Genomic DNA, 13,434 nt, shown 5'->3' with positions numbered 1-13,434 from the left:
TACCTCCCAATTTATATACTTAATAGGTCTTTATATTTAAAATACATTTATTTCAAGTATAATTAAATAGGAAATCAAATTAATTTCTATCGTATTATTCTATTAACAGGATGGTGAACACAATGAACTATGGCTGGAAAGGTACAATCAAAGAATTTCTACAACTCTCATTACATGATTTCCTTCAAACATTAACTTCTTCTGTATACGGTTCACTCAATTCACAACAATGGCAAGATGAACAAGAAAAAATACAATCACAGAAAAGAGCCTGGAAAGACTGCTTCGAAAAGCTGCAATTAATTTTAGAAAACTACAACGATCTTGATGGCTGGCTTATTTTCGAGTACACAATTTTGCGCGGAAGCGGGCGTCGTCCAGATGTACTGTTGTTACTTCCTGGCCATGTACTTGTCATTGAGTGCAAAAGCTATAACGCTGTTAGTACTGCAGAATACTTACAAACTTCACTTTATGTACGTGATATCGAGCATTATCATTCGACAGTCCTGCAACATTCTCTGAAGGTAACTGGTGTATTACTACTTACTAACCATACCAGTGATGCATTGGTGCCGAAGAATGAATTCCAAGTGTACTTAGCGTCTCAAAATAGTCTCCATAAATTAATTAATGGACTTATTAAACGAAGTATAAGCAATATAATTACCGCAGATCAATTTTTAGCAGGTACATATCAACCCTCTCCTTCTATGCTGGAGGCTTCCCGGGCTATTTTAAACAATGAAAATTTGCCGCGTATTAAAGCTATTGATAGCAGTAATTTTGAGAATGTCTATAACACCATTCAATCTGTTATTGAAGAAGCGCGCCAAACAAATTCACACCATCTCATTTTAGTTTCAGGTGAGCCTGGTGCTGGAAAAACCTTTTTAGGACTAAAGATCGCACATAACACACCAAATTCAGTTTATCTATCAGGAAATGGCCCGTTAGTAGAAGTATTACAAGATACCCTCAACAATAAAACATTTGTTCAATCGCTATATGGGTATAAGCGTGATTATTTACAGCATGGTAAAACACCTCATGAGCAAATTATCATTTTCGACGAAGCTCAACGTGCCTGGGACTCACAAAAAATGAATGGCCATTTAAGCGAACCCGACGTCATTATTCAAATAGCTAAAGCGAATAAGCCTTGGAGTGTGATCATTGGATTAATTGGTGATGGTCAGGAGATTCATTTAGGTGAGGAAAGTGGATTATGTTTATGGAATACGGCGATTCAAAATCAAGGAATTACTGTTCATGCGAAACATGAAAACCATTTATTCAGTAATGCTGAACATTATGAACAACATGAACACTTACATTTAAATTGTTCCTTGCGTTCACATGCCGCACTCAAATACTATGCGTTTGTGAATGCTTTGCTTGATGGAGATATTGAAAGTGCTCAATTGTTAAAGCAACCCCTTAAAGAGCAACGTTACCCTATTTTCGTAACAAACGACTTGCAGCGTGCAACAGAACAACTACAAAATTTATATACCGATGATTTTAAAACGTATGGCATTTTATGTGCCTCTGGTGCAGACCGTTTAAAAAATGTAGAGGTTGTACCATTTGGTGGACGTAACGTACCACCAAAACCTGCTACTGCTTATTTCAATTACCCAAATAGCGCTTATTACTGTAAAAACCTACAGTACGCTGCTACAGAATTCCAAACACAAGGACTTGAGCTGGATACAGCGATCGTTCATTGGGATGAGGATTTATGCTGGGACGGTTCAAAGTGGCGCGCCTTTTATACGAAAAATGGCGCAAAAGATCCACTACAAATGAAGCTTAATGCATACCGTGTCCTTCTAACACGCGGTCGCGACGCAACGATTATTTACGTACCACAAAAAAATAAACTGCAACAAACATGGCATTTATTTACGCAAGTGATGGACATACCTACTTTATAATTAGGAGGGCTACTTAATGACATACACAATCGATACAATTGAAGAAGCGTACGATGAATTAGAAGTGGATGAAGGTTATACGAGCTTTGGCGCGGCGGTGCATAATTTCTATCAAAACCAATCTCAAGACGTAAATTGCCATTTAAATGAATTGCAGTATAAGCTTCATCCGTAGTTCAAGTAATTCATCTCAAATTATAATAATTTATTTATAAAACAAAGATAACAATTTCTACACCTGAAACGTTATATCACTTTATTAAAAATACCTGTAGATCGTTTAATCGACCTACAGGTATCGTTTTATCTATGCTTCACTTGTTTAATTGATTTCGTTAAAATGATCGAGAAGAATGCTGTAAATAGACCAAAGATTTAAGTGCCAGGTACTCACACTATTTACTACAATTCATAAAAATACACCTTTCTCAGCCATTGAGAAAGGCGTATTTTATGAATTGTTTTTGTACCTGGTACTTTTCCTTATGAAAAAATATCGTCTAAAATGTCATCAGCTGATTGATTTTTTTGAGATGTTTCAATCAGTTGGATGAGCTTTGTTTTTTCATATAGTCCATTAAATAATGGGTCCTTCTCATATATACTTTTTTTCAGACGAACAAGGTTTGATTCAGCAGGCATATGCCGTGGCTCGATTTGTACTGTTCCGTCTGCGGTAAAAGTACAACAAAGCCCATAATCATATGCATTTTGTAAATTCCATTTTGTAGCGATTGAGATAGGTTCATCCTGTTCATACAAGACACCACATAAAACCAATGACTGGCGATTCACATCTGACAAATTGTGTAGTGCAAAAAGCTTGTCACTGATTTGTGCTGCTTTCATCGTACTTGATATATATAAATTTTCGAATTCAATTCGCCCGTTTTCTAAGCGATGGAATGATTGAGTTGCCCCTTTTAATTGCACTCCTAATTGTGCAAATTGTTGAAGCACTTGCTCAATTTTTTCAGCACAATCTACAACAAAGTCAAACTTAATTACCGTCCTATAGTTTTGAGTATGATTATAATTTAATTGGCGATCAACCATAGCTTTGCAGCGTTCAACTGCCTTAGAATCATTGGCCTTCTTATAAGCATCTATTGCTTGTACAAACTTTCCGAGACGCTCTAATTTTTGCCCTTCTTCAAGCCATTGCTCTAAATGTTGCACAGTCTGATCAAGAGATTGCAATGTTTGAGTGGGCATTAATAGTTCAGGCTTAAGTAGCTGCGTATTATATTCCTCTTCAATAAATACGAGCTCGAATACCGCGCGAGAAGCAGCCACGTATAAACTGTGAAAGAAAAGATGATGAAATGGTGTGCTTCGCATTTGAGAATCACTAACGAAACGAAGTAAGTTATAGCAATAAACACGTTTGTATTGTAAGCCTTGTACTTCCTTCACGGTAAATACACGTTGAATGCCTAATGATAAAAATTGCTCCTTGTCCTCGAATGTAGGCACAATGATAATCGCCTCCGGGTCATTCGAAATCGTTTCGAACATAGTCTCATCCAAACTCCCTACAAAAAGCTTAGGCTTATCTGATTGTCGAACCGCAATCTCATGTGCAATACTAGGCTGTGGTATTAGTGTCTTTACATTATTTAAAACATCAATAATTTGATCACCTGAGCGGAAATTTTTATTCATTTGACGTAATACAAAATGCTTATTATTATTCGTAAGTTGTGTTGTTACACTATCCGTTGTAAATAAATGATTGGTTAATGCTTGCTCTGTATCGCCTAAAAATAATGCTTTGCGCTGGGCTAAAAGCTGTAAAAGTGCTGTCAGCTGCTTCAGCGTAAGCTCCTGTATTTCGTCAACAATTAGATAACGCTTAATCGTCACTTTTCTCTCTAATACGAAATAGGCTAAATCATTAAGATCGACATATTTATTTTGCGAAAGCCAGCGCTCGTATTGACATGCGATAAAATAAATTTCACGCTTTAACGCAGTCGTTAAATTACTTTTACGTTGCATATACTGCTGCTCTGATGCTATTTTCTCGACCATCGACCCTTTTATGACACTATAAATTTCCGCGTGCACTTCTTCCGGCAACAAGGAAGTTAGCTGATGAAAGTTGCTTGTCTTATACCAACGATAAAAATCTTCTTCATAAATTACAATGTAAGATTGCTGTAAGGCTTCCGCAAAATAGGCGGCTAGTGAATAAAAGCGCACTTGATGATCAGATGTATTCGCTTTATAATATTGCTTCACATCGTTCATTAAATATTGTGAATGCGTAACGTAATCGGTTGGCTCATAGGGTGCTAGCATGGCAATTTTACGAAGGGCTATATTTGTTTTGCCACTGCCCGCACAGCCTAATATTATTGTGTTGTCTGCGAGAACGTTCAAGCATTCAAACTGTTCGCGTGTAAAAACTGCCTGCTGCTTTCGTAGCTGCTCATCTTCAATTACTAACGAAATATACTCATCTTCTAATACTTCATCTTGCTCAATTTGCATCAACTTACTAGCTAATTCATATTTTACGTAATCATCAATCGCCTCATCGACCATATCATTTTCATACTGTCCTAAATAAATTTGGAAGTCCGTTACTTGCTGAAATGCTGTTACATTTTTAGCTGCTCGAATTTGATTATCATGCGTTTCGAAGCTTAAAAACGTTACAGTTCGATCGTCGTTAAACGTAAATAAAATACGGTCACCAATATTAACGCGAAACTTATAAATATTTGTGCCTGCTACTTTTCGAATCCAAAACCCTTTTGGGATGGAATGAAACACATTTGCTGCAATAATTTGCTCAGAAAAGCTTTGCAGGCGGTCTAAAACAGCCTGCTGCTTTTCGCGTGGAACATGCTTGAAAAAATCTTTTGTTATTTTCATCGATATCACCTACACAAGCGAATTTATATAATGACTTGCCGCTTCTACACATTTTTTATCGTAGTGTTCAATTTCATCCTTAGTAGGTTGTTTAAATTGTCGTTTCATCGCAGGATCTACGCGCTGTAAGTAATGTGTAACGATATGTTTCTCATTTGAGCTAACTTCACGGTCTAATAGTGCGTGTCCTAAATGGTACATTGTTTCTTCAACTTCATGCTCGCGCTCAAGTGCAGTGCGATATGCTTTTACAGCTGCATTATAGTCACCTAAAATATAGAGCACTTTACCTAAATTGTAATACGCTACCGAACGCTCTGGAATTAGGCGAATTGCTTGTATATACGTTTCCTTCGCCTGCTCATAACGACCGTTACGTTTAAAGGCAACCCCTTCATCCATTAGACGCATGTATTGTGCATTAATCGATGGTCCCTTAGGCTCGCGCAATCCTAAAATTATTTCATACATATTTTCAACATCGCGTAATAATTGCGCCTGCTTTTGCTCATATTCCTCGCGGGTTAATTCATTCCAGTTTTTGGATGCGAAGAAATATTGCAATGCTTTTACTTTGAAATCATCTTGCTGTGGCATCAGCAGCACGTTTGCTACAGGAAGAGATTCTTTTGGAGAAAATGTTGAATATATCGCTACGTTCTCACTCACCCCATTAAATGCACTCGGATGAATTTCCTTTAATTTACTTGGTAACATAAGCTGCTTCACCTGATAACAATTCACAAATGCCATAGCCTGAATAGTTGTTACAGTAGTCGGTAGTACAATATGACGTAACGATGTACAGCCAGCAAAGCAATTCATATAAAGTTCTTCAACTCCTTCAGGTATACGAACAAACTCTAATTGTTGACAATCAGAAAAGACCGCATTCGATAGAAACGTTAGCCCTTTAGGTAACACAACATAGCATAATGTTGTTTCAGAAAATGCAAATGTACCAATATGCTCCATCGTTTCAGGGAAATCAACTCGTACAAGGTTTTTACATTCATTGAATGCATAACTATCAATTACTTGAACTGACTGTGGCAAAATAGCCGAGATTAGCTTAATACACCCGTTAAACGCATGCTTGCCGATATGAACAAGCTCTTCATTCCATTCAATAAAATACAAGCTGGTACAATCAACAAATGCTCGATCTGAAATATGCTTCAAGGTCGATGGAAGTTTTAAAGCTTGTATCTCACTTTTATTAACAAATCCTTGTTCTGCAATACCAATTACGGTTTCACCGCGCACTGTTTCTGGAATATTTACAAATACATCATTTCCAACATACGTGACGCAGCCATCTTGTATTGTAAAGTCTTCCTCCGCTGTAACGTGGGCGAAGTCTATACGAATCGCTGGTTGTCCCTTTTCATAACGTTCTCTTTTCGTATCATTTGCTGTATGCAACATTTCGATCAACATATTTGTAATGACTTTAGGAAGTTCATTCATGTATAAATATTGAATTTTTTTACTAGCCATCGCATCTGGCACAGTTTTTAAAATGCGCATCAGTGCTTGCTTCCCATCATTCATCAATACATCTTGAACGAGGCGTTGGACTTCTTCATCAAGATTATCCATAAGCTGTTCAAGCGTATCATCAATTTTAGCTAAACAAAGGTGGAGTACAATTTCATTTATTTGCTTAACTTTTTCCATTATTTGATTATTAGTGAAAGTACGTGTAGCTGGTCGGCCAGTTTTTTTGTCTTTTTTTTCACAGCACTTTCGATATTCAAGACCAGAGCCACAAGGGCAAGGCTGTTTACGAGAATTCATTTCATTCGACACCTTTCAAGTGGGGTATAGTTGGATTCTATTAAAATGTTTTCATTGAAATGGTATTTCTTATAAATCAAGATTCTGCATAAAATAATCGGCTATAAATTGGGGCAAGGCTTGACGGTTGCCTTTGTTGTTGACGCGCTATTAGCAATGAAGATACATCATGCATATGCTAAGCCATGTTGAGATTGCTCGTCTGGAGCTGCACCACTACATTTATGAGATTTAGAACGATGACTTTTCATCTTCATCCTTACTATTCGTTTCAAATTTTTTCAAAAACCAAAGCTTATAAATAGCTTTGCGCTGTTTTGAATCGCCAAATAGGTGCGCTGGTAACGGACGTTTCTTTTTATCTTCATACAAAGTAATAATAGTCTTTTTCTTTGTGTCGATAATGATTTCCCAGTTGAAATAATAGCGAACTTCTGTGTTCGGCGTTTCTCCTGGTCGACCGTAGATTGAAAACAATAACATATAATTGGCTCTATGACCGATTTCTTCATCTGTCGCATTCATAATATGTTTCGCAACTACCTTCGAACTGTTTTCGATCATTCGTTCACGATAACGATCTGCTAAGTGAAGTGTAGGTTTATAATGATTTTTGGGGTTGAAAATTTCATCATCCAGTTTAACATCGTGCATACTAAAACTCCTTTTCCACTGTAGCTTTGGAATTCAAAATTCATCATTTGGCATATTGGTTATATAATAACATTTTTTCCTGCTATAGGTTCAGTGTATGGGTTAATATTACTATTTTTCTATTCTATAAATCATCAAATAAAAAAATTAATTACGGAATTTCTAAAGTGAAAACGAAGCAGCTATGACATTCTTCAGTAAAAAAGCCTACAAATTGAAACGAGCCAACAGTCTGTAAAGCAAACTGTTGGCTATTCTCGATATCCACTATTCAATTATTTGCTTTAAATTAATTTTCTATAGCGATAAATTTCCATTAATGCCCGATGCTGTTTTAACAGCTGTATATAATATGTGTCGGCTTTCCCTCGAACATTTCCTATATGTTCAATTTGTCCACGAAGCACGCGGAAAGCCTGAATGATCTCTTCACGTTTCATCCAGTGCCAATGCTTCTCTGGTCGACCAAGCACCTTACAAATTTCTTGCTTGTATACCTTTTTCGTTTTCAAATTATAGATAGCCGCGCGCACCTGCTTAATATAGCTGCGATTCACATTTAATTTTTCATTAACTACGACTCCCGTAACAACCTTTTTCATATTCGGTTGCTGCATATGAATCTTTTGAGGATGCACTTTTAAGCCGTAAACCTTTAAAAAGTCTACAATGGAAGGATTGACCTCCCAGCGCGAATCACTGATTTGCTTAGCAATCGCCGTTGGAAACTGATCCTCATTCGTTGAGAACGTTAAATCGTCTGCATAGCGGCTATACGTACAATGATATTTTTTAGCAAGATCTTCCATTTTCTGATCAAAATGATACAAAATCAAATTTGTCATAACTGGAGACGTCGGTGCCCCTTGTGGCAGAAAGCCGTCTGGATGACAAATAAGTTCCGTTAAAATTTCAGCTGTATAATTGACTATGCGCAGCTGCGAATGGAAATACGATTTTACTGTTTTTCGCTTAATTGATGGAAAGAAATTTTCAAGATCAAATGTAAAAATATATTTTTTCCCTACATGCAATGCGGCATTTGATACAAAGTCTTTTCCCTTCATAAAGCCAAACGCTTGTCGATGAATCGGATATTGTTCAAGCGCAATTAACAGTTGTTGCTGAACAAACTTTAGTTGTTCGTTTGGCGCATAAATAGTCCGACGACCTGCCTGCTTTTTCCCGATAGAAAATGAATGATAACGATTGGAATCATGTAACAAATCATCTATTTGTTGAAATGAAACTCCTAGTAATTCGGCTATTTGCTTCTGATGCATTATTGGCTTGATCTTTTTCATCTCTCATCATCCATTCTATTTTTTTCCAAAACAAATGCTGCGCAATAAATCACGCAGCACCTTGTGTAAAATAATCCTATTTTGCGTATGCAAATGCCTGGCCTCCTAAAAGGTCCGACTATGTCGGAAACAGGCCCCTCTTTTTCTTCGTGCAACGAAGGCGAAAGCTTAATGTCCACGTTGAGAAATGGTAGCGTAACACTTACCTATTCAGAGAACGATTATTTTACTAAAATATCAATATATACAAAAATGTATCATATTTACATACAAAAATATAGCTTTATTTTATAGGTATGTAGAAATGACATGTCCCATTTAAGGCTGTGAAGGATCGTTTCAACTAAAACAGGCAAACCTTCACGTCCTTTAAAAATTTATACATTACTAAGGTAGACTCTAGTATTGTTCCGTAAATTAACTTCTAAATATAGGAAAACTACTTCGACAACATCTCCAGACGAAATGGTAACTGTCTTTGATTCTAACTAACCCCCTGAGACAGTATGTTGTTCTCCCACTAAATCCTTATACTAGTATCAAATTTCAATATGATACATTTCACTATTTTCAGGTTCAGCAGCTTGTACATTTACTACATCCAATGCATCTGAAAAGTCAATCGTTAATGTAGCTACCGCAACGGTCTTACTAAGTTCTTTTATCTCATTATTAACTGTTCTTTATTGCTATTAACTACATTATTTACGACATTTTTACCATTTACATAGGTATTATTTAAAGAAAACCTCACACCTTTTACTTATGAAGTTCCTTATTTTTTAATTTTTTAGTTCCTTCCTCCTTTTTCGTAACATCTTTTTTAACCTACCATATTTATTTCCACCATATTTCAATGAATTCCAGTATTTTATACTTAATCTAAGTATAGGATAAAAGACACAAAAATCAACAGTATTTAACATTTTTTAAAACTTTCCAACTCAAATGTCTATATACATCTCTTTCTATTTTGAATAAATCAGTTGCAAGTAATAATTATTCGGAGCAATAATATCATTCATCACCTAACTTTTCCAGAAAATATTATTTCCAAGAAAGCATATTCGATGATACAGCTCCGAGTAAAAACAACACCTCTGGACACAATAACGAAAAAAGGCGGGGGGCGATGACGATTGTAAAAAAAGCAAAACAGTCTATGAAAGGTAAAGTTTCCGGCCCAGTACCATTCCTCTTCATTCTTTTCTTTGTTGGGTCAGTAGTGTGGCAATTATTAGTTAACCACCCAGTTCTGACTTTCTTTTCTGGTGTCCTTATTACCATTCTGATTCTCTATATCTGGCAGGAGAGGAGGAAACAAGCTGAGATACGGCGTCAGGAACTTCTTCGCTACAATTTGGCCTTACAGAGAAAGGTCGTCCAGAAGATGCGGGACTGCTTAAACAAGATACTTCGTCTTGAAAAGCATAATCTGTCGAAAGTTGACCTGAACCGGAAGAAGCGGTTGAAAGAGTCGTTCTATAATTTGTATGGCGATATGTATGCAGGGTATGTGTATATCATTGAGGAGGGTAGTAATGGTTACGTGAAGATTGGAAAGGCTAACGATCCGATGAAACGTGTGGTAAACGGCCTCGGAGCGAAATCACCCTATGCCATCGAAGTGCTACACCTCATCCCTACGCATGTACCACTGGACGTCGAAAAGTGGTTCCATAAGACCTATCAAAAGGAACGACTCAACGGCGAATGGTTCCGGCTTTCTGATGCCCAAAAGGCAGAAATCCAGGCGGGAGACTATCCAATCGAGCTACTAGAGCTCATTAACAGCAGACCGGCTACTGCACTACTGCATCATCAATTGGACGATGTTAAACAAAAAAAGCATAACAAAAAAACCTCGTAATAGAGGTTTTTTTGTGAATAAAGCTCATGAGTCAGAGCGTTGAAAGTTAGTACTATTTCTAGATTTAAAATAAAGGTATAATTCTAATGATTTTTCATTATAAATTTCATACTTATTTAATATTTCAAATTCATTAAAAGGAAAACCTGTTATAGTTAGAGCAATCGGACATTTCATATAAACCTCAAACATCTTCTGTGTGACCATACCTGTTCCATCCTATTTAGCAAAATCAAACAATTCAATTCTTCTTATAGTACTGAACCCCGTCCTGCTCCTCAATCTCAACCATTCCTTGATCCACTAAATAATCAAATTGCCCCAACGTCTCAGATAGCGTCAGCCCTAATTGCTGCTGATAAATGCGTTCGAATAATTGTGTTGTCATTTCAAAGTTTGTTTGCGGCTTATCTAGTAGACCGTAGACTTTAAATGCACGTTGTCTTTGTTTTTCCAAACGCTCATCGATAAGGGGCTCAATTTGTGTTAGTTCCCCACCGTGTCCTGAGTACACTTTTGAAATTTCTAAGTTTTTCAGGCGTTTTAGTGATTCATTATACTGCAAGAGTGATTTAGGTCGTTCCATTGATAAATCAATTGGTGGCTCTACTAATGGATTGGAAGATGTGCGTTCCAGTAGTAAATCTCCGCCGATACATTCTCTTGTCTCGTCTTCAACAAAAATTAAATGGCTTTGCGCATGGCCTGGTGTTTCGTATACTTTCATCCCTGGGTGGCCTGGCACTTCATCGCCTTCTTTTAAATAACCTGTCAACGGAATTGTACCGAATAGCTCGATTTCCCCTTTTACATGTAAAATCCGGTTTACATATTTATCAGGTACACCTTGCTCTTTTAGAAGCTTTTTAAAAAACTGCTCGTGATACTGTAAAAATGATGGTTCTTTTTTCATCCAGTAATCTACATATTCATGCCCTAACACTTCCGCGCCTGGAAATGCATCGATCCATCCTGCATGGTCCGGGTGATGATGGGTTAATACGACTTGTTCCACGTCTTTTAAATCATAACCTGCACTGCGCAGACCCCATTTGATCGCTTCATAGGCTTCTTCTGTTTTTGGTCCTGCATCGAATAAAGTAAGTGCATCTCCTTTTACTAGAAAAGCATTTACGTCCCCCACTGCATATGGTGTTGGAATAACTATTTTATGTACTTTCATGTTTTAATCCCCTTTGGCTTGCTCGTTCTGAATGACTATTCATTTATTTTAACTCTTTTTTTCTAATTCGTCACGTTAAAGGTTGACAGTTTTTCAATACACCACTATAATTTTTGATAATTCTAAATTTACAGGCAATGAGAAAGCCAAGTACATTATTTTAAGGTTTTAGAGAGTGCCGTCTTTGCTGAAATCGGCATAACCCGCTGAAATAATCGAACCTCCTTTTGAGCCGTTATGACAACATAACCGTACCCTTTGCGATAAAAAGGCTAAAGCTGCACACATTATGTGTGAATAAAGGTGGTACCGCGGAAATCAATGTATTTTCGTCCTTACTAATTGTAGGGATGAAGATGCTTTTTTTATGTTCTTAAAACAATAATCTTAACGTTTAGGAATCGGATTTAAAAATCGGAGGGAAACAATATGCAAAAGATTATATTTATCGGCGCTGGGTCCATGGCAGAAGCGCTCATTCAGGGATGGATCAAAAAGAGTGTCGTTAACCCAAAGGGTCTGTTTATATCCAATCGGTCCAATAAAGAACGCTTACAGGAGCTTGTTGAAGCCTATGGTGTCAACCTAATGGAGGATACTTCGCAGTTGCACGATGCGGATCTCGTTATATTAGCGATGAAGCCAAAAGATGCCCGCGCTGCTATGGAGGTAATTGCACCTCATTTAGGTACTGATACCGCGATTTTATCGGTACTGGCAGGTGTCAGCATTGATACGATGGAACAGTATCTTGGAAGCCGACCAATTGCCCGTGTCATGCCAAACACTTCCGCTACAATCGGCATGTCTGCTTCAGGTATTGCATTCAATCAACATGTAACAAAAGTCCAGCATGCACTCTATATTCAAATGCTTGAAGCGGTTGGCACTGTTATTGAAGTTGAGGAGGAAAAACTCCATGCGGTAACAGCTCTATCTGGCAGTGGTCCTGCCTACTTATACTATTTAGTTGAAGCGTTTGAAAATGCCGGAGCTGAATTCGGTTTATCAAAGGAAGTCGTACGGGAGCTAATGGTTCAGACGATTGCAGGATCTGCGGAAATGCTGAAATCCGGTAATGTCGAGCCGCAAACATTGCGCAAAAAAGTAACGAGTCCAGGCGGAACGACCGAGGCTGGGATTAAAGCACTTGAATCGATGTCCTTTAACGAGACAATTGCAAACTGTGTCAGAAGCGCAGAAAACCGGTCTAGAGAACTTGCTCGCGGGGAATAAACTTGATTATGAAGAATTTAGTGAAAGAAGCGACAAACGCTCAAAATTTCTGAGCGTTTTTGCTTACACTTAAATTGAATGATAGGTTGTTAAGAAATCCTTAATCACTAGATAATCTGGTGGACTAATACGTAAAGGTAAATCTGTTAAATCAAAAAATCGTATATCAACAGCTTCTGTTTCATCGAATTTAATTGAACCTTTATAGTTGTTACAAATAAACGCTGTAACAACGTTATAAACCTCATCCCCATGTGGGTATTTATAATAAAAATCTTTACCTGAAAATGTTTTTAATAACTCTAACCGTGCTGGGATTAATCCTGTCTCCTCTTCCATTTCCCTAGTTGCAACTTCTTCCAAGCTCTCACCTAATTCCATTGCACCTCCAGGAAGTCCCCAACTTTGATTATCTTTTCTATGCTGTAATAGTAATTGTGTTTTTTCGTTCAATATTAAAACACAAGCTCCCACCATAATTATAGGAGCCGTACCAATCTGCTTTCGTAAATCCATAACATATCCCAGTATGAACACCTACTTATCATTTAATAAATGCTTCAT

At 37.3% G+C, this 13,434-nt stretch carries 10 protein-coding genes and 1 other annotated feature; of the genes, 4 read left to right on the top strand and 6 right to left on the bottom strand.

The genetic code is table 11. From position 1 onward, the window contains the following. Positions 1-122 precede the first annotated feature (122 nt). Positions 123-1,940 carry a DNA/RNA helicase domain-containing protein gene (locus NYE67_RS08625; RefSeq protein WP_340729747.1) on the top strand — a complete coding sequence of 606 codons (1,818 nt, stop codon included), beginning with the start codon at positions 123-125 and terminating at the stop codon, positions 1,938-1,940. Between the two features lie 16 nt (positions 1,941-1,956). Continuing rightward, a complete protein-coding gene (locus tag NYE67_RS08620) occupies positions 1,957-2,115 on the top strand; it encodes a hypothetical protein (protein ID WP_340729746.1) in 159 nt (52 codons plus the stop codon). 308 nt (positions 2,116-2,423) lie between these two features. Here the strand turns inward: NYE67_RS08620 and NYE67_RS08615 are convergent, their stop codons facing one another. The 4 genes from NYE67_RS08615 to NYE67_RS08600 all read right to left on the bottom strand — a co-directional run bounded on the left by NYE67_RS08615 (position 2,424) and on the right by NYE67_RS08600 (position 8,581). Next, complete coding sequence (locus NYE67_RS08615; protein WP_340729745.1) at positions 2,424-4,823, bottom strand: AAA family ATPase; 2,400 nt, start codon at positions 4,821-4,823, stop codon at positions 2,424-2,426. A 9-nt stretch (positions 4,824-4,832) separates the two neighbouring features. Then, a complete protein-coding gene (locus tag NYE67_RS08610; protein ID WP_340729744.1) occupies positions 4,833-6,623 on the bottom strand; it encodes a leucine-rich repeat protein in 1,791 nt (596 codons plus the stop codon). A gap of 231 nt (positions 6,624-6,854) precedes the next feature. Next, a complete protein-coding gene (locus tag NYE67_RS08605) occupies positions 6,855-7,277 on the bottom strand; it encodes a hypothetical protein (RefSeq protein ID WP_340727803.1) in 423 nt (140 codons plus the stop codon). A 284-nt stretch (positions 7,278-7,561) separates the two neighbouring features. Then, complete coding sequence (locus NYE67_RS08600) at positions 7,562-8,581, bottom strand: reverse transcriptase domain-containing protein (protein ID WP_340729743.1); 1,020 nt, start codon at positions 8,579-8,581, stop codon at positions 7,562-7,564. A gap of 1,132 nt (positions 8,582-9,713) precedes the next feature. On the opposite strand from NYE67_RS08600, the gene NYE67_RS08595 reads away from it, so the two are divergent. Continuing rightward, positions 9,714-10,451 carry a GIY-YIG nuclease family protein gene (locus NYE67_RS08595; RefSeq protein ID WP_340729742.1) on the top strand — a complete coding sequence of 246 codons (738 nt, stop codon included), beginning with the start codon at positions 9,714-9,716 and terminating at the stop codon, positions 10,449-10,451. Positions 10,452-10,692: 241 nt separating this feature from the next. Here NYE67_RS08595 and NYE67_RS08590 read toward each other — a convergent pair whose 3' ends face one another. Next, positions 10,693-11,634 (bottom strand): MBL fold metallo-hydrolase, encoded by a 942-nt coding sequence (locus NYE67_RS08590; RefSeq protein WP_340727800.1) that lies wholly within the window; start codon positions 11,632-11,634, stop codon positions 10,693-10,695. Positions 11,635-11,762: 128 nt separating this feature from the next. Continuing rightward, positions 11,763-11,974 (top strand) — a binding site (T-box leader). An 89-nt stretch (positions 11,975-12,063) separates the two neighbouring features. On the opposite strand from NYE67_RS08590, the gene proC reads away from it, so the two are divergent. Next, positions 12,064-12,870 (top strand): pyrroline-5-carboxylate reductase, encoded by an 807-nt coding sequence (proC, locus tag NYE67_RS08585; RefSeq protein ID WP_340729741.1) that lies wholly within the window; start codon positions 12,064-12,066, stop codon positions 12,868-12,870. A 69-nt stretch (positions 12,871-12,939) separates the two neighbouring features. Here the strand turns inward: proC and NYE67_RS08580 are convergent, their stop codons facing one another. Continuing rightward, a complete protein-coding gene (locus NYE67_RS08580; protein WP_340730895.1) occupies positions 12,940-13,398 on the bottom strand; it encodes an NUDIX hydrolase in 459 nt (152 codons plus the stop codon). Positions 13,399-13,434 lie beyond the last annotated feature (36 nt).

This window comes from Solibacillus sp. FSL W8-0474, from assembly GCF_038004065.1.
Lineage (GTDB): Bacteria > Bacillota > Bacilli > Bacillales_A > Planococcaceae > Solibacillus > Solibacillus faecavium.
Note: the sequence above shows the minus strand (reverse complement) of the source record. Positions and strands in the feature narration are given on the sequence as shown.

What these genes read in the sequence shown, in the direction of transcription:
- NYE67_RS08615 (WP_340729745.1), bottom strand. Translation starts at nt 4,823, where the DNA reads ATGAAAATAACAAAAGATTTTTTCAAGCATGTTCCACGCGAAAAGCAG.
- NYE67_RS08625 (WP_340729747.1), top strand. Translation starts at nt 123, where the DNA reads ATGAACTATGGCTGGAAAGGTACAATCAAAGAATTTCTACAACTCTCA.
- NYE67_RS08620 (WP_340729746.1), top strand. Translation starts at nt 1,957, where the DNA reads ATGACATACACAATCGATACAATTGAAGAAGCGTACGATGAATTAGAA.
- NYE67_RS08610 (WP_340729744.1), bottom strand. Translation starts at nt 6,623, where the DNA reads ATGAATTCTCGTAAACAGCCTTGCCCTTGTGGCTCTGGTCTTGAATAT.
- NYE67_RS08595 (WP_340729742.1), top strand. Translation starts at nt 9,714, where the DNA reads ATGACGATTGTAAAAAAAGCAAAACAGTCTATGAAAGGTAAAGTTTCC.
- NYE67_RS08605 (WP_340727803.1), bottom strand. Translation starts at nt 7,277, where the DNA reads ATGCACGATGTTAAACTGGATGATGAAATTTTCAACCCCAAAAATCAT.
- NYE67_RS08600 (WP_340729743.1), bottom strand. Translation starts at nt 8,581, where the DNA reads ATGAAAAAGATCAAGCCAATAATGCATCAGAAGCAAATAGCCGAATTA.
- proC (WP_340729741.1), top strand. Translation starts at nt 12,064, where the DNA reads ATGCAAAAGATTATATTTATCGGCGCTGGGTCCATGGCAGAAGCGCTC.
- NYE67_RS08590 (WP_340727800.1), bottom strand. Translation starts at nt 11,634, where the DNA reads ATGAAAGTACATAAAATAGTTATTCCAACACCATATGCAGTGGGGGAC.